This window comes from Agromyces sp. GXQ0307 (assembly GCF_044769845.1).
In the GTDB taxonomy this organism is placed as follows: domain Bacteria; phylum Actinomycetota; class Actinomycetes; order Actinomycetales; family Microbacteriaceae; genus Agromyces.
In genome coordinates this window covers 49,293-65,798 of the sequence record NZ_JBIZVY010000004.1, presented here as the reverse complement: position 1 = coordinate 65,798, position 16,506 = coordinate 49,293, and the positions used below count along the sequence as shown (strand labels likewise).

General features: G+C 71.8%; 13 protein-coding genes and 2 tRNA genes. 10 read left to right on the top strand and 5 right to left on the bottom strand.

Annotated elements, in window-relative coordinates:
- Positions 1-62: 62 nt before the first annotated feature.
- On the top strand, positions 63-2,213 hold the full coding sequence (locus ACIQH8_RS14720; protein ID WP_400999979.1) for a glycosyltransferase: 2,151 nt from the start codon (positions 63-65) through the stop codon (positions 2,211-2,213).
- Positions 2,210-3,559 carry a nucleotide disphospho-sugar-binding domain-containing protein gene (locus tag ACIQH8_RS14715; protein ID WP_400999977.1) on the top strand — a complete coding sequence of 450 codons (1,350 nt, stop codon included), beginning with the start codon at positions 2,210-2,212 and terminating at the stop codon, positions 3,557-3,559. Before ACIQH8_RS14720 ends, ACIQH8_RS14715 begins: the two co-directional genes overlap by 4 nt.
- On the opposite strand, the gene ACIQH8_RS14710 is transcribed toward ACIQH8_RS14715, so the two are convergent.
- The 3 genes from ACIQH8_RS14710 to ACIQH8_RS14700 all read right to left on the bottom strand — a co-directional run bounded on the left by ACIQH8_RS14710 (position 3,454) and on the right by ACIQH8_RS14700 (position 7,371).
- Positions 3,454-4,164 carry a hypothetical protein gene (locus ACIQH8_RS14710; protein ID WP_400999975.1) on the bottom strand — a complete coding sequence of 237 codons (711 nt, stop codon included), beginning with the start codon at positions 4,162-4,164 and terminating at the stop codon, positions 3,454-3,456. The two genes, ACIQH8_RS14715 and ACIQH8_RS14710, sit on opposite strands and share 106 nt — an antisense overlap.
- A 100-nt stretch (positions 4,165-4,264) precedes the next feature.
- The gene (gene pgm / locus ACIQH8_RS14705) at positions 4,265-5,896 is read right to left on the bottom strand and encodes a phosphoglucomutase (alpha-D-glucose-1,6-bisphosphate-dependent) (RefSeq protein WP_400999973.1); all 1,632 of its coding nucleotides are present in this window, start codon (positions 5,894-5,896) and stop codon (positions 4,265-4,267) included.
- 173 nt (positions 5,897-6,069) lie between these two features.
- Positions 6,070-7,371, bottom strand: a complete 1,302-nt coding sequence (locus tag ACIQH8_RS14700; protein WP_400999971.1) for a DUF445 domain-containing protein — start codon at positions 7,369-7,371, stop codon at positions 6,070-6,072.
- A 127-nt stretch (positions 7,372-7,498) separates the two neighbouring features.
- Here ACIQH8_RS14700 and pheA point away from each other — a divergent pair, with 127 nt between their 5' ends.
- Positions 7,499-8,458: a prephenate dehydratase gene (gene pheA / locus ACIQH8_RS14695; RefSeq protein WP_400999969.1), complete on the top strand. Its 960-nt coding sequence runs from the start codon at positions 7,499-7,501 to the stop codon at positions 8,456-8,458.
- Between the two features lie 3 nt (positions 8,459-8,461).
- On the opposite strand, the gene ACIQH8_RS14690 is transcribed toward pheA, so the two are convergent.
- Positions 8,462-9,658: a diacylglycerol/lipid kinase family protein gene (locus ACIQH8_RS14690; RefSeq protein ID WP_400999967.1), complete on the bottom strand. Its 1,197-nt coding sequence runs from the start codon at positions 9,656-9,658 to the stop codon at positions 8,462-8,464.
- A gap of 98 nt (positions 9,659-9,756) precedes the next feature.
- Between ACIQH8_RS14690 and serS the strand changes: the two genes are divergently transcribed.
- The 6 genes from serS (at position 9,757) to ACIQH8_RS14660 (ending at position 15,127) form a co-directional block, all read left to right on the top strand.
- Positions 9,757-11,025, top strand: coding sequence for a serine--tRNA ligase (gene serS, locus ACIQH8_RS14685; RefSeq protein WP_400999965.1), 1,269 nt, complete (start codon positions 9,757-9,759; stop codon positions 11,023-11,025).
- The gene (locus ACIQH8_RS14680) at positions 11,022-11,834 is read left to right on the top strand and encodes an HAD family hydrolase (RefSeq protein ID WP_400999963.1); all 813 of its coding nucleotides are present in this window, start codon (positions 11,022-11,024) and stop codon (positions 11,832-11,834) included. The genes serS and ACIQH8_RS14680 overlap by 4 nt, the downstream gene beginning before the upstream one ends.
- A gap of 134 nt (positions 11,835-11,968) precedes the next feature.
- Entirely contained in the window at positions 11,969-13,348 is a 1,380-nt protein-coding gene (locus ACIQH8_RS14675) for an LCP family protein (RefSeq protein WP_400999961.1), read from the top strand.
- Positions 13,349-13,487: 139 nt separating this feature from the next.
- A tRNA-Ser gene (locus ACIQH8_RS14670) sits at positions 13,488-13,572 on the top strand.
- 45 nt (positions 13,573-13,617) lie between these two features.
- Positions 13,618-14,925, top strand: coding sequence for an LCP family protein (locus ACIQH8_RS14665; protein WP_400999959.1), 1,308 nt, complete (start codon positions 13,618-13,620; stop codon positions 14,923-14,925).
- A gap of 113 nt (positions 14,926-15,038) precedes the next feature.
- A tRNA-Ser gene (locus ACIQH8_RS14660) sits at positions 15,039-15,127 on the top strand.
- Between the two features lie 7 nt (positions 15,128-15,134).
- On the opposite strand, the gene ACIQH8_RS14655 is transcribed toward ACIQH8_RS14660, so the two are convergent.
- The gene (locus ACIQH8_RS14655) at positions 15,135-15,716 is read right to left on the bottom strand and encodes a dihydrofolate reductase family protein (RefSeq protein ID WP_400999957.1); all 582 of its coding nucleotides are present in this window, start codon (positions 15,714-15,716) and stop codon (positions 15,135-15,137) included.
- Positions 15,717-15,954: 238 nt separating this feature from the next.
- On the opposite strand from ACIQH8_RS14655, the gene ACIQH8_RS14650 reads away from it, so the two are divergent.
- Positions 15,955-16,428 (top strand): hypothetical protein, encoded by a 474-nt coding sequence (locus ACIQH8_RS14650; RefSeq protein WP_400999955.1) that lies wholly within the window; start codon positions 15,955-15,957, stop codon positions 16,426-16,428.
- Positions 16,429-16,506 lie beyond the last annotated feature (78 nt).

Genomic DNA, 16,506 nt, shown 5'->3' with positions numbered 1-16,506 from the left:
GCGCCGTCGACGTCGGATCAGCCGCGTCGGGCGCCGCGGGCAGGGGGATCGCCATGGGGGTCATGACCGCACTCGACGACGTGCTCACCGCGCCCACGATCGTCGATGCGATGCGCGCCTCCGACGATCTCGCGTTCGAGGCCGGGCGCGACCCCGGCGCACGCACCATCCGGATCCTCCATCGCGTGGCGCGCGGAGATGACGAGCTCGCCGCGATCGCGGCGACGCACGCGCTCGCCGGCATGCTCGACGAGGAGGCGTCCCGGATGCTCGTCGACCTCCTGGCGGACGATCGGGAGTTCGAGCGCGAGCACGCCGCGTGGGCGCTCGGATCGGGTCTCCCTCGGCACGAGGCCGTGGGGGCGCTGCTGCGCATGGTCGTCGCCGGCGGGTTCGCCGGCATGCTCGCACAGCGCACCCTCGAGCAGTGGTCCGGATTCGCCCCGGCGCCGATCGTCGCGGGCGTCGAGGGCGGCCTGCTCGGCATCGACGACCCGGCCGCGCGGGCGCGGCTCGTCGAGACGTTGGGACTCGTCCGCGATAGGCTCGCGACCGCACCGCTCGTGCGCCTCGCATCGGACCGGAACGAGCCGGAGCCGGTCCGAGTCGCTGCGGTCGCGGCCCTCGGACAGCGTTCCGACCCCGTCGCCGCCACGACGACCCTGGAGGCGATCGCGGCCGCCGGCGGGTTCCTGGGAGCCGTCGCGCGCCTCGCGCTCGTCGACCTGGCCGCGGCCGGACCGCTCCGTCGTCGGAGCGGAGGATCCGGTGCGACGGTGGCGCAGCTGTTCCTCCACGCAGACATCGACCCGGAGATGCGCACCGCCGGAGCGGGGGACAACGGCGGCATCGCGACGCTGCTCGTCCGGCTCGGTGACGCCCTCGTCGGGGATCCCGAGACCGCGGTGGACCGGGTCATCACGCTGTCGCGCGGTTCCGTCACCGGGGCGCTGGACGACCTCGTGGCGGTCGAGGCGTCCGAGCGGGGGCACCGATACGGCCGCATACCGCTCCTCCGCGACCCCGTTCCGGCCTCCGATGCCTGGCCGCTGCGCGTCGCGACGCGTCGAGGCATCCGTCGGATCCTGCGCGCGGCGGGCGGTGTCGACGTGCTCCACCTGCGGATGGCCGACGTCGGCAGCCTGGCGGCCGCGGACGTCGCACGCGAGCTCGGCACGCCGGTGGTCTTCACGCTCGCCCCCGACCCGCACGCGGTGATCGACTCGCTCGACCGGTCGGGTCGTCTCGGACGCGGGGACTTCGGCCGGGTCGACCTGGCGGAGCACTACTGGTTCCGCACCCGTCTGGTGCATCGGCTGGCCGCCAACGCCGCGCACACCGTGCTGTTCCCCCGACCGCGGCTCGAGGAGGACCTGCGCCGCCTCGTCGGAGTCGACCTCGAGTCGGACGCGGCGCGGCGCACGGTCGTGCCGGAGGGCGTCGACACCCTCGCGATCGACCGGGCGGTCGCGGAGGCGGAGGCGTACCGTCACGATGCGGGAGCGTCGCCGGCGTTCGACGAGCTCCGCCGGCTCGTCGACGGACTCGCCCCCGAACGTCGCGGACTGCCCCTGATCCTCAGCGTCGGCCGCCTCCACCGGGTGAAGGGGATGGCGGCGCTGGCAGAGGCGTGGGCGGCCTCGTCGATCGCGTCGCGCGCGAACCTCCTCCTGGTCGGGGGCGACCTCGACTCGCCCTCGGACGACGAACGCGAGCAGCTTGATCGGATCGATGCCCTCGTGCCGGTGGCCGAGCGGGCGCGGCGTGGACTCCTGATGCCGGGCCACCGGCCCAACGACGTCGTCGCACGCTGGCTCGCAGCAGCCCGACTCGGCGTGCCGGGGGCGGTCGCACCCGGCGGCGTCTACGTGTGCGCGAGCGTGAAGGAGGAGTTCGGCATCGCGCTCCTCGAGGCGATGGCAGCCGGCCTGTTCGTGGTCGCGCCCGACGGCGGAGGACCGGCGACCTTCGTCGAGCACGGCGAGACGGGCATCCTGACGGCCACGTGGGACACCGGACGGTTGGCCGCGGCGCTCGATGACGCGCTGACCGCCGTGCAGGCGGAGCCCGACGGTCGACGGGCGGAGCGGGCGCGTGCGATGGTCCGCGATCGATTCACGGTGCAGCGGATGGCCGACGCCCTCGGCGGCGTGTACCGAACCGTCGCGCGCGACGAGGCCGGCCTGCTCGAGTCCGCGGATCGTGCGCGATGACGCTCCTCGTCATCAGTCCGGACTACGCGTCCCACCTGCTGCCGCTCGCGACGCTCGCGACGGCGTGGCGGGATCGCGGTGAACGCGTCGTGGTCGCGAGTGGACCGGCGACCGCCGGGATCGTCGACGCGTTCGGGTACGAGCGCCGCGACCTCCGGCTGGGTCGCGGCTCCAATCCCGGGGTCATCGCGGCAGGGGAGCAGCCGCCCGATGAGGGCGAGTCGCTCCGCGGCTTCTTCCGCGCCACCGAGCAGGGCGCGCTGGAGACGCTCCGCTACCAGGCCAGGGAGCGACTGACCGACCTGATGTGGGACCCCGTCGGACGCGCTGGCGAGACGGCGCGGATCGTCGACGACCTCGCGCCCGATCAGGTCCTCGTCGATCACCTCGCGTTCAGCGCACGGCTCGGGTTGGTGCGCACGGGTGTCCCGTACGGGGACGTCGTGCTGGGCCATCCGAGCGCCCTGCCCGTGGGTTCCGAGGTCTACGGCATGCCCCCGACGTGGCCCTCGGCCGTCACCCCCGACCCGAGCGGACTCGCGGAGTTGGAGGACCTCTGCCGCACCGCCTCCGCTCGGTTCACCGACGAGTGGAACCGGGCAGCGGGTGTGCTCGATCCGGGTCGCCGCCCGGTCGGCGACGCGTTCGCCGAGCATGGCCCGCTGGTGCTGTACAACTACCCCTCCGAGCTCGTCGATGACGACCGGCGACGCCTCCTCCCACCCCACCGGTTCCTCGGGTCGGCCCGACGCGCCGAGGCGGAGGACGCGGAGGTCGAGGCATGGCTGGCGCGCGGCCGGCCGTTCGTCTACGTGAGCTTCGGGAGCTTCCTCTCGGTCCGTGGCGACGTCCTCGCGCGGGTCGCGGCCGCGGTGCGCGCACTGGGCTGGACGGCGGCCGTCGCGACCGGCTCGACCGCTGCCGCGGAACTCGGCGAGCTGCCGCGCGACTGGCTCGTGCGAGGCTACCTGCCGCAGGTGCGGCTGCTGGGCGCGGCATCCGCGGCCGTCACGCACGGCGGCAACAACTCGGTCACGGAGGCGATCGGCTCGGGCGTGCCCCTCGTCGTCCTGCCCTTCTCCACCGACCAGTTCGCCGGCGCGGCCGCTGTGGAGGCGGCGGGCTTCGGCGAGGTCCTGGATCCGAACAGAGCGACCACGCAGGAGCTCGCGGGCGCCCTCCGCCGCGTGCTCGACCTGCCCGCTGACGCTCGGCGACGGCTCGACGCGGTCGCGACGTCTCAGGCCGCGAGGCCCGGGCCGGAGGTCGCGTTCGACGCTCTTGCGGCCAGCCCCTCCGCGACGAGCGCCGTCATCGCGTCGACGTCGCCCGACGCCTCCCGATAGCGCTCCATCAGCGCGGCGTTCCGCTCGTACTGCTCACCGGCGCGCAACTCCGGTTCGTGCGAGAGTGCGAAGACCGTTCCCTCGTGTCGCTGCGGCGGCGCGCCGAGCAGCGTCTCGTGCGCGAGCCGCCAGGCGGAGTCCTCGAATCCCCATCCGCGGAACCGTTCGTCCTGTCCGCCGTGCGCCGCCCACGTCCGTGCGGTCGTGACGTAGACCCCCGAGCAGGCTCCGTGCACGAGCACGTGCGAGCAGTCGGCCGGCGCGATGCCGGCCTCGAGCTCGGCGGTGCCCTCTGGGCCGAGCCAGCGGTACGTCGTGTAGGGCAGGTGCACGCGCCCGCTCGTGCGGGCCGCGGAGATCGCCTCGCGGAGCGTCGCCGCCTCGGGCAGGGTGTCGGCATCGTTGATCACCACGACGTCGGCGGGGTCGGCGAGCCTGGCGACCGCGAGGTTGCGCGTGCGCGCCAGCACGAACACGTCGTCGTCGCTGTCGACGGTCTCGATGCGGAACTCCGGCAGCTCGGCCCGGTACCAGGCGAGGACGCGATCGAACGAGGGGATCCGCGAGGGCGCCGGCCGCCAGGGGATCACGACGAGGTTGGTCACGTCGACATGCTAGGCACGGCGGATCCGCCGCGCTCCGGCTTGACAGCGAGGCGGCGGTGCGCTCGCACCCGACCCGACGCCGACCGGACGCCGACCGGCCCTAGGCCGACCCGAGCGCCGCGTCGACGATGCGCTTGGCCTCGGCCTGCACCTCGGCGAGGTGCTCCGGGCCTTGGAAGGACTCCGCGTAGATCTTGTAGACGTCCTCCGTGCCGCTCGGCCGCGCGGCGAACCAGGCGTGCTCCGACGCGACCTTCACGCCGCCGACGGCGGCGCCGTTGCCCGGCGCGTGCGAGAGCTTCGCGACGATCGGCTCGCCCGCGAGCTCGGTCGCCGTGATGGCGTCGCCGTCGAGCCTGCCGAGCGCGGCCTTCTGCGCGGCGGAGGCCGCGGCATCCGTTCGCTCGTACGCCGGCGCGCCGAAGCGTTCGACGAGCTCGGCGTAGAGCTGCGAGGGGCTCTTGCCGGTCACCGCTCGGATCTCGGAGGCCAGGAGGCACAGCAGGATGCCGTCCTTGTCGGTCGTCCAGGCCGTGCCGTCCTTGCGGAGGAACGAGGCGCCCGCGCTCTCCTCGCCGCCGAATGCGACCGAACCGTCGATGAGCCCGGGCACGAACCACTTGAAACCGACCGGGACCTCCCAGAGGCGGCGGCCGAGCGACTCGGCGACCCGGTCGATCATCGAGCTCGAGACGAGGGTCTTGCCGATCGCGGCGTCGGCCGGCCAGTCGGGGCGGTGCGTGTAGAGGTACTCGATCGCGACCGCGAGGTAGTGGTTGGGGTTCATGAGGCCCCCGTCGGGCGTGACGATGCCGTGGCGGTCGGCGTCGGCGTCGTTGCCGGTGAGGACGTCGTAGCCGTCGCGGTTCGCGAGGACCGAGGCCATCGCGTTGGGGCTCGACGGGTCCATGCGGATCTTGCCGTCCCAGTCGAGGGTCATGAACGACCAGCGCGTGTCGACCTTCTCGTTCACGACGGTGAGGTCGATGCCGTATCGGTCGCGGATCGCGCCCCAGTAGCCGACCGATGCGCCGCCGAGCGGGTCGGCGCCGATCCGGATGCCGCTCGCCTTGATCGCATCGAAGTCGATGATGCTCGCCAGGTCTTCCACGTACCGGCCGCGGAAGTCGTAGGTCTCCACCGCGCTCGGCTCGGCCTGGTTGACACCGCGGAGGCCGTCGGCGATGAGCTCGTTGGCCCGATTCGCGATCCAGCTCGTGGCGTCGGAATCGGCCGGGCCGCCGTGCGGCGGGTTGTACTTGAACCCGCCGTCCTGCGGCGGGTTGTGGCTCGGCGTGATCACGATGCCGTCGGCCTCGCCCTCGGCGCGTCGCTCCGGGTCGTTGTTCCAGGTCAGGATCGCGTGGCTGAGCGCCGGCGTCGGCACGTAGTCGTCGTACTCGTCGGCGAGCACGCGCACGCCGTTCGCGACGAGCACGTCGAGCGCCGTCGTCTGGGCCGGCCCGCTCAGCGCGTGCGTGTCGGCGCCGATGAAGAGCGGCCCGGTGATGCCCTGGCCCGCGCGGTACTCGACGATGGCCTGCGTGATGGCGAGGATGTGGTCCTCGTTGAACGCCGTGTTGAGGCTCGATCCGCGGTGGCCCGAGGTGCCGAAGACGACGCGCTGCTCGGGGATCGAGACATCCGGGTGCCGGTCGTAGTACGCCCTGAGCAGGGCCTCCACGTCGATCAGGTCGGATTCGGTCGCCGGGGTTCCCGCTCGCTCGTGCATGCCCCCATCCTGCCGCGCACGTCTGCCGTGCGACACCCCCTCCCGCCCCCTGCCCACCCTTCGTCGATCCCCTTCTCAGGAGTTCTGCGCGGATCCGGCCGTTTCTCAGGAGGACACGCCGCCGATTGCGGCGACACGCCGGAAAACTCCTGAGAACGGCACAGCGCCGTGCGTCACACGAGGGCGCCGATCGCCGTCGCGATCGAGTGGATGGCGAGGCCCGCGAGCGCACCGACGACGGTGCCGTTGATCCGGATGTACTGCAGGTCGCGGCCGACCTGGAGCTCGATCTTCTCGGTCGTCTCGGTCGGGTCCCACCGCTCGACGGTCTCGGTGATGACACCGGCGATCTCGTGCCGGTACCTGCCGACGACGTAGGCCGCGGCATCCGTCACCCACACGTCGACCTTCGCGGCGAGCTCCTCGTCGACGGCGAGGCGGGCGCCGACCTCCATGAGCGCCGAGCGGACGCCCGCGCGCAGCTCGCTCGCCGGGTCCTCGAGCGATGCGGCGAGCGAGACCTTGACCGAGTCCCACACCTCGCCGGCGAACTCGCGGAGCCGCGGGCTCTCGACGAGGTCGAGCTTCAACCGTTCGATGCGCTCGATCATCGCGGGGTCGTGCTGCAGGTCGTCGGCGACCTCGGCGAGCCAGCGGTCGATCGCCAGGCGCAGCGGATGGTGCGGCTCATCGCGCACGGACCGGGCGAAGGCGAGCACCTCGCGGTAGGCACGGTCGTCGACGAGTCCGCCGACGAAGCCGGGCACCCACTTCGGCAGCCGGCTCGAGACCATCGTGCCGAACGCCTCCGGATGCGCGGCCAGCCACGTCTCGAGCTTCTGGAGCACGGCGTCGACGGCAGCGCGCTGCTGGTCGGCGGCGACGAGCCGTTCGCCGACCCGTCCGATCGCCGGGCCCCACTCGGGCTCCAGCAGGTGCCGCCGCGCGAGCTGCTCGATCACGCCGGCCACGTCGTCGTCGCCGAGCAGCCCCAGCACCCCGCGACCGGCGACGGACGCCTCGGCCGTGACGCGCTCGGCATTCGCGGGATCCCGCAGCCACTCGCCGAGCCGCCGTGCGACGCCCATCGAACGCAGCTTGCCGGTCACCACGGATTCCGAGAGGAACTCGTCCTCGACGAACGCGCCGAGCGTCGCGCCGATCTCGTCCTTGCGGCGCGGGATGATCGCCGTGTGCGGGATCGGCAGCCCGAGCGGATGCCGGAACAGCGCCGTGACCGCGAACCAGTCGGCGATCGCGCCGACCATGGCCCCCTCGGCGGCTGCGCGCACGAAACCCATCCAGGGCACGGTCTCCTGCAGCGGGAACGCGACCGCGAACACGGCGGCGGCCACGAGCAGCAGGCCGAGCGCGATGCGCTTCATGCGCCGCAGCGCGATGCGCCGCTCCTCGTCGGTCGGCACCGCGCGGCGTGCGGCCGCAGCCGCAGCCGCGGCATCCGTCGTCTCGACCATCGCTCGCCACCACCCTTTCTCAGGAGTTTTCGCGGCGAACCGTGCGTTTCTCAGGACGCCACGCCGGGCTCTGCAGCGACCCGCCGGATAACTCCTGAGAAAAGCATGCCGCCGTAGGCTGAGGGGCATGACGGATGCCGCGCAGCCACGCCCCGACGAGACCTACTCGTACCTGGGGCCGGCGGGCACATTCACCGAGGCCGCGCTGAAGCAGGTGCCCGAGGCGACCGGCAAGCACTGGCGGAGCGTCAACAACGTCGGCGAGGCGCTCGCCGACGTCGTCGATGGCCGTTCGACCGCGGCGATGATCGCGATCGAGAACTCGGTCGACGGGGGTGTCTCCGCCACGCAGGACGCGCTCGCGACCGTCGCCGGTCTCCGCATCATCGGCGAGTACCTCGTCCCGGTGAACTTCGTGCTCGTCGCGCGCCCCGGCACCCGGCTCGACGAGGTGCGGGTCGTGAACGCGCACCCGGTCGCCTATGCGCAGTCGCGCGGATGGCTCGAGCGGGAGCTGCCCGACCACGCCCACCTGCCCGCGACGAGCAACGTGCAGGCCGCGGCATCCCTCTTCGAGAACGGGCTGGCGGACGCCGCGGTCGCGCCGCCCGGCATCGTCGACCACCTCGACGTCGAGGTGCTCGCGGAGTCGATCGGCGACAACCCGAACGCGATGACCCGGTTCGTGCTCGTGAGCCGGTCGCGGCGGGTCCCGCCGCGGACCGGGGCCGACAAGACGAGCGTCATCGTCGAGCTGCCCGACGACGAGCCGGGCTCGCTGCTGGCGATGCTCGAGCAGTTCTCGACCCGCGGCGTCAACATGTCGCTGCTGCAGTCGCGCCCGATCGGCGACGAGATGGGCCGCTACCGGTTCGTCATCGACCTCGACGGCCACGTCGAGGACGAGCGCGTCTACGACTCGCTCCTCGGTCTCCGGCGCTTCAGCCCGAAGGTCATCTTCCTGGGTTCCTACCCGCGGGCGGACCGTCGCGAGGTCGAGTACCACTCGAAGTACGACGACGAGATCTTCATCGAGGCGCGCGACTGGCTGCGCGGCATCCTCAGCGGGGAACCCGAGGAGGACTGACCCCTACCGGTCGGACTCGGTCGAGGACGTCTCGGCGGTGTCCTGGTCCTCCTCGAGTTCCGCCTTGAGGGCGTCCAGCTCGATCGCCGCGGTGTCGGAGGGCCGGGCGTCGGGGTCCTCCTCGGCGGCACGATCGGGCGAGTCCGTCCCGGCGGCGGCGGCGACGCTCTCCTCGGACGCGGCGCCGACGGCGGAGCGATCGACGCGCACCACGAGGGACTTCGGATCGATCGAGAATCGCGCGGCGGTGATCTCGCCGCGCTCCTCGCCGTCGATCTCGAACTCCTGGGCTTCGCCGTCGATCACGATGTCGACGGTCTGGCCGCTCGCGTACACGATCTCGCGGGACCGGTTGCCGCCGGTCAGGTCGATGAGCTGCCGACCGAGGGCGCTCTTGCGCAGGACCCGGTTCTCCCAGGCCACCTTGCGCCAGACCATCAGCCACCCCCAGAAGTTCCGCGGCTGGAGACGGACGACGTCGAGCCGGCCGTCGTCGATCGCGGCCTCGGGGATGAGTTCGAGGTTGCCGGGCAGGTAGCCGAGGTTGGCGATGAGCACGCTCGACACACGCGACCGGTGCGCGCGACCCTCGTCGATGCGGTGCGAGATGCGGAACGGGGCGGAGTTCGGGATCGCCCGGATGCCGGCGTCGACGTACGCGAGCCAGCCGACGCGCTTCTTCAGGTCGGGATCGGTGGCGGCGATCATCGCGGCGTCGAACCCGATGCCGCTCATGACGAGCGAGACCTCGGTCTCGACGGTGTCGTCGACGCGGCGGACCCTGGCGCGGAGCACGTCGACCGGGCGGTCGACGCCCTCGAACGCGAGCGTGGCGGCGGCTCGGAGGTCGTTGACGGGGATGCCGAGGTTGCGAGCGAACAGGTTGCCCGTGCCGAGCGGGATCAGGCCGACGGGGGTGCGGTCGCCCTCGAGCCCCTCGGCGACCGCTCGCACGGTGCCGTCGCCACCCGCGGCGATGACGAGGTCGACGCCCTTCTCGATCGCCTCGCGCGCCTGCCCGGTGCCCGGGTCCTCCTCGGTCGTCTCGATCCAGACGGTCGGACCGTAGCCGTGCGCCCGCTCGATCGACGGCAGGATGTCGCGAAGCTGGTCGACGCCGTCCTTGACCGGGTTGAAGATCACCGCTGCGCGCTTGGCGCCCCCTGCGGCATCCGTCGTGTGCTCGTCGCCCGCGCTCATGGGACGAATCTAGGGCATCGCGTCGCCTCGGACTCCGACGGACTCGAGCCTTGACAGGCGAGGCCGGCGCGACGGACGCCCCGACTACACTTGCACGGGTGATCGACCCCGTGCTGCTCCGCGAGAACCCCGACCTGGTCAAGCGCTCGCAGGAGGCGCGCGGCGAGTCACCCGCCTTCGTCGACGAGGCCGTCGCCGCCGACGCCGCCCGTCGCGCCGCCATCACCGCGTTCGAGTCGCTCCGCGCCGAGCAGAACGCGTTCGGAAAGCAGGTCGCGAAGGCGCCGAAGGAGGAGAAGGCCGGGCTCGTCGCCCAGGCCCAGGAGCTCGCCGCGAAGGTCAAGCAGGCCAACGCGGATGCCTCGGCCGCCGAGGAGGCGTTCGCCACCGCCGTGCAGCGCATCGGCAACGTCGTCATCGAGGGCGTGCCGGCCGGAGGCGAGGAGGACTTCGAGGTGCTCCGCGAGGTCGGCGAGATCCCGGCGTTCGGCTTCGAGCCCCGCGACCACCTCGAGATCGGCGAGCTGCTCGATGGCATCGACATGGCGCGCGGCGCGAAGGTGTCGGGCGCCCGGTTCCACTTCCTCAAGGGCGTCGGCGCGCGACTACAGCTCGCCATCATGAACATGGGGCTCGACAAGGCGATCGGCAACGGCTTCACGCCGCTCATCACGCCGACGCTCGTGCGCCCCGAGATCATGCAGGGCACGGGATTCCTCGGCGCCCACGCCGAGGAGGTCTACCACCTGCCGGCCGACGACCTCTACCTCACGGGCACGAGCGAGGTCGCGCTCGCCGGGTACCACTCCGACGAGATCCTCGACCTCTCGGCCGGGCCGATCCGCTACGCGGGCTGGTCGACGTGCTACCGCCGCGAGGCCGGCAGCCACGGCAAGGACACGCGCGGCATCATCCGCGTGCACCAGTTCGACAAGCTCGAGATGTTCAGCTACGTCGATCCGGCCGACGCGGAGGAGGAGCACGAGCGCCTTCTCGCCTGGCAGGAGGAGATGCTGCAGGCTCTGGGCCTCGCGTACCGCGTCATCGACGTGGCCGCGGGCGACCTCGGCTCGAGCGCGGCCCGCAAGTTCGACGTCGAGGCGTGGGTGCCGACGCAGCAGGCGTTCCGCGAGCTCACGTCGACGTCGAACTGCACGACGTTCCAGGCGCGCCGCCTCGACATCCGCCACCGCACCGAGAGCGGGAGGACGGCTCCGGTCGCGACCCTGAACGGCACGCTCGCCACGACGCGCTGGATCGTCGCGATCCTCGAGACGCACCAGCAGGAGGACGGCTCGGTGGTGGTGCCCGAGGGCCTGCGCGGCTACCTCGGCGGCCTCGAGGTGCTCCGCCCCGTCGTGCGATGACCGCCGCGCCCGACGACCGCTGGTTCGTCGCCCTCGACGTCGACGGCACGATCATGCACGAGGACGAGTCGATCGATCCGGCGGTCGCCGAGGCCGTGGCATCCGCCGTCGCCCGTGGCCACGCCGTGACGCTCGCCACCGGTCGGTCCTGGTCGACCACCCGTCCGGTGCTCGAGCACCTCGGGCTCGAACCCGCGTACGTGGTCACCGCGAACGGCGCGATCACGATGCGCCGCGACCCGTCGTCGCCCGACGGGTGGACGCAGGCGCACGTCGAGACGTTCGACCCGACCGACGTGCTGCTGCGCATCCGCGACGAACTGCCGGAGGGGCGGTTCCTCGTCGAGCTCGCCGACGGGTACCGGCTCTTCACGCGCGGCATGTCCGACTGGAACCTCGAGCGCGCCCGCGAGGTCGAGTTCGAGGGCCTGTTCGGCCAGCCCGCGACGCGCGTCGTCGCCACCTCGGTCGACCACGACCTCGACGAGTTCTTCGCGATCGTCGAGCGGATGGGACTGCACCACGTCAGCTACGCGATCGGCTGGACGGCGTGGCTCGACATCGCCCCCGACGGCGTCAACAAGGCGACGGCGCTCGAACGGGTGCGCGGATGGCTCGGGGTGCCGCTGCGCCGCGTGCTCGCCGTCGGCGACGGGCGCAACGACATCGAGATGTTCCACTGGGCCGGCGCCGCCGGCCGCGCCGTCGCCATGGGTCAGGCGCCCGGCGAGGTCGTCGCCGCGGCGCACGAGCGCACGGGACGGATCGAGGAGGCGGGCCTCGCGCCCGTGCTGGATTCGCTGCCCTGACGGCGTCGCCCGTCGCGGTCCGCTCCGCCCGGTCGGCCCGCGTGGGAGCCGGACGCGTCGCGTTCGCATCACGAACGGCGGCGTTCCTGCCGTGATCAGCCCGAACGTGGTTAGGATCGCGATCGGGGGCATGCGTGAGCGATCTGGTCGACGCACCGCAGGACGACACGCCGACGGCTGACGACGGCGCGTCGGACGGGCATGTCCCGCTGGCCCCGGTCATCCCGCCGCCCGCGCCGCCCACTCCCCGCGTGCCGCCGGTGCTCACCGAGGCGGCGATTCCGCCCGCGCACCACGGCAGGCTCCCGCGCCGGAGCGCCGCGCGTGCCGTCGCGAAGGGCGTGGGCCTGACGGCCGCCGTCCTACTCGTCGCGACGGGAGCGGTCACCTCGTACGCCGTGACCGACCTCGTCGCGCCGGTCGCCGCCCGGCCGAGCGTGCAGTTCGAGAGTGAGCGGATCCTCGAGAGCGTGCCCGACATCGGCGCGATGGAGGGCGGGCTGAACTTCCTCCTCGTGGGCAGCGACAAGCGGCCGTCGGACGGCTCGTTCGGCGATCCGTTGCTCGACTCGGCCACCCTGAACGACGTCACGATGCTGCTCCACATCGCAGAGGACCATTCGCATGTCGAGGTCGTGAGCTTCCCGCGCGACATGCTGGTCGACGTCCCGGCGTGCCAGGACCCGGATGACCCCTCCGCGACGCTGTACGCCGGCTACGGCGTGAAGCTCAACACCGTCCTCGACTACGGCGGGCTCTCGTGCGTCGCCCGGACCATCGAGGAACTCGTCGGCGTCACCATCCCGGTGGGCGGCATCGTCGAGTTCAAGGGCGTCGCGGCCCTCGCGGAGGCCGTCGGAGGTGTCGAGGTGTGCCTGGTCGATCCGATCGACGACCAGTACTCGGGTCTGAAGCTCGACGCCGGACGCCACCAGATCACGGGCGCGACGGCGCTCGCGTTCCTCCGCACGCGCCACGCCGTCGGCGACGGCAGTGATCTCGGGCGCATCTCGGCGCAGCAGACCTTCCTCGCATCGCTCGCACGCACGCTCCAGGCGGACGGCACGCTCGGCGACCCGGTCAAGCTCTACTCGATCGCGCAGGCGGTGCTGAAGAACATGACCTTGTCCTCCGGACTGCAGGATGCGTGGCGACTGGTCTCGATCGCACGGGCCATCCAGGCCGTCGACCTGTCGAAGATCGCCTTCATCCAGTACCCGACCGCGTACACGTACGACTCCTCCGCGGTCGTGCCGACGGCGTCGTCGGCGGCCATCGACCGCGCCCTGCAAGCGGACCTGCCCGTCACCTTCGATCCGAACGCCAACGGCAGTGCCCCGTTCGGCACCGTCGAGGGCGCGGGTGGCGATGAGGCGGTCGCCTCCACTCCGCCGCCCACGGATGCGACGGCTGCGCCGACCACTCCGCCGCCGGTGGCGGGCAGTTTCCTGCCGCCGGACGTGACCGGACAGACCGCGGCGGACGTGCGCTGCACGACCGCGAACACGGGGTGATCGTCCCCGGCGCACATGCGTTCAGCGTCGACTCAGGAGTCGCACAGGCGGGCCTGCGAGGCTCGATGAAACACGTGTCGGCTAGAATCGGCCCGTTCGCACGAGCGGCGTCGCCCCCTCGGGCGCCGCGACGCGATCAGGAGGGCTGTCCGAGCGGCCGATGGAGCTGGTCTTGAAAACCAGTGGGCAGCAATGCCTCGTGGGTTCGAATCCCACGCCCTCCGCTCGAGCCCGAACATGCCCAAGTGAGAGAGAAGGAGATCCTCGGAGTGAGCAGTCACGAGCCGCGCACCCCAGCGCGACGCGATGATGCGTCCCCGGCGATCGCCCGCCACGGCCGCCTGCGCTCGAACGGCGTCTGGGCCAATCTCACGAAGGTCGCGGCGTCCGTCCTCGCGGTCGTCCTCGCGTCGGGGACCGCGGTCGCGGCGTACGCCGCGTTCGACCTCGCCGCGACGGCGAAGCCCACGGTCTCGCTCGGCAACGAGGCGGTGCTCGACGGCGTGCCCGATGTCGGAGCGATCGAGGGCGGCGTGAACCTGCTCATCATCGGCAGCGACAGTCGCGTGGGCCAGGGCGACGGCTTCGGCGACCCCGATGAGGAGACGGCCGTCCTGAACGACGTCAACCTGCTCCTGCACATCTCGGAGGATCACTCGCACGTCGAGGTCGTGAGCTTCCCGCGCGACATGCTCGTCGACGTCCCCGCCGGGTGCACCGACCCCGACACCGGCGAGGAGCTCTGGGAGCAGTACGACGTCAAGATCAACACCGTCCTCGACTACGGCGGCATGCCGTGCGTCGTGAAGACCATCGAGAACCTGACCGGCGTCTCGGCGATCCCGTTCGCCGGCATCGTGCAGTTCATGGGCGCAGCGGCCATCTCCGAGGCCGTCGGCGGCGTCGAGGTCTGCGTCGCGGAACCCATCGAGGACGAGCACACCGACCTCTACCTGGAGGCCGGCACGCACGAGTTGAAGGGCCTTCAGGCGCTGCAGTTCCTTCGCACGCGGTACGGCGTCGGCGACGGCTCCGACCTCGGCCGCATCTCGAACCAGCAGGTGTTCATGTCGGCGCTGGCGCGCAAGCTGCAGTCGGCGGGCACGCTGACCGACCCCGTGAAGCTCTACTCCATCGCGAAGGCTGCGCTGAACAACATGCAGCTCTCGTCGACGCTCGTCGATCCGACGATGATGGTGTCGATCGCGATGGCCGCGAAGGATGTCGACCTGTCGAAGATCGCGTTCGTGCAGTACCCGACGGCGTACGAGGAGGGATTCGGCGCCGTCATCCCGACCGAATCGGCGGAGGCCGTGAACCTCGCCCTCCAGCAGGACCTGCCGATGGCGCTCGACCCCACGGCGCTCGAGGACAACTCGTTCGCGTCGGTCGCAGATCCCGACGCCCCGCCTGCGACCGAGGCGCCTGCGACCGAGGCGCCGGCCGAGACCGAGACCGACGCCCCCGCCGAGACGACGGCGCCCGAGCCGACGCAGCAGGCGCTGCCGAGCGACGTCACCGGTCAGACCGCGGCCGAGACGCGATGCTCGGCCGGGCGCACGCTCGCCGACCAGTAGCCACCCCGCGGGGTGGTCGCGAAGCGCGAGCTGCGGCATCCGCGGTGGTCGAATCGTCTTTCGGCGGGATGCCGGTTATGATGGCAGTCGCGTTCGCCTTCGGGCGTTCACGAGGAGACGTCGCATAGTCCGGTCGAGTGCACCACCCTGCTAAGGTGGAGTCCCCGTAAGGGGACCGCGGGTTCAAATCCCGCCGTCTCCGCTCACGTTCACGTTCCCCCCGTCTCGCCCCTGCCGGCGGGTCGGTAGCGCTGGGCCACCACCCCCGATCCGAACTCCCGGCGATCCACCGGTTCGAGTTCGATGCGTTCGCGGAGCCCGTCGAACAACCTCGGCCCGTGCCCGGCCAGGATCGGCTGCACGACGAACACGTACTCGTCGATCAGGCCCAGGTCGGCCAACGCCAGGGGGAGCGTCACCCCACCCAGCAACAGGCCCTCGCCGGGTTCCTCCGTGAGACGTCGGACCGCCCGCCCCGGGTCGTCTCGCACCAGTTCGGCATTCCAGTCGACCGCGCTCAGCGTGCTCGACACGACGTACTTCCTGGTGCGGTCGATGGTCTCGGCGAACGGGATCTCCCACTCCCGCATCCAGTCGGGCCACGCGCCCGTGGCCGGGCGCCGCCACGCCGACTGCATCATCTCGTAGGTCGTGCGGCCGAAGAGCAGGGCATCGGCCCGTTCCAGCTCGTCGGTCCAGTAGCGCATCGACTCCGGATCGGGCGCGAGTCCCGCCTCGTGATGGACGCAGCCGTCGAGCGTCACGTTGATCGAGTATCGAAGCGGTCTCATCTCGTCGCTCTCCCTCGCGTCTGCGGTGTGAGCTCACCGGCTCTGCTCACTCTACGGTCGGGCCCGACCGGGGGACACGGCCTCGTTGCAGGATCCGCCGGTGCCGGCACGGATCGGCGCGCTGATCGGGCGCTGAGGCTGGGTTGCCCGCAACGACCCTGCGTCGGAGGGGGGTGGGCGTGTGTCGGTTCGGGGGACTATGCTCCATCTGTTCAACACGAAACAGGGGGAGTTGCACATGCGACGTTTCACCATGCCCGCCGCACTCGTCTTCGCCGGTGCCCTCGCGCTCACGGGTTGCGCGTCCGGCGACGGCGGAGACACCGCCGCATCCGGTGAGGAGAGCTGCTCGACGATCGCCGCGGAGGTCCGCGACATCTCGAACGGCGTCCAGAACAACATCGCTGCGCCGGCGTCGCTCGAGGGGCTCCAGGACTACCTGGGCGAGGCCTCCGAGCGGACCGATGCGCTCATCGAGGAGGCCGGTGACGACGACGCGCTCATCGACTCGCTGGGCGAGTTCCAGACCGCGCTCAACGAGGTGTCGACGTACGCGGACGGGCTGGAGGAGGTGCCCTCCGAGGAGGACCCGTCGGCGATGACCATCGAGCAGGATCCGGAGGAGCTCGCCTCGCAGCAGGCGGCGGTGCAGGAGGCCTCGGCCGCCGTCAGCGCCTCGTGCGACGCGGAGTCCGACACCGAGTCCGAGTAGGACCGATCCGGGCGGACGTCCGGTGGCGGCCGGGGTGGCGACGAGGTCGCACCCCGGCCGTCCGCGTCCCTGGGTCGG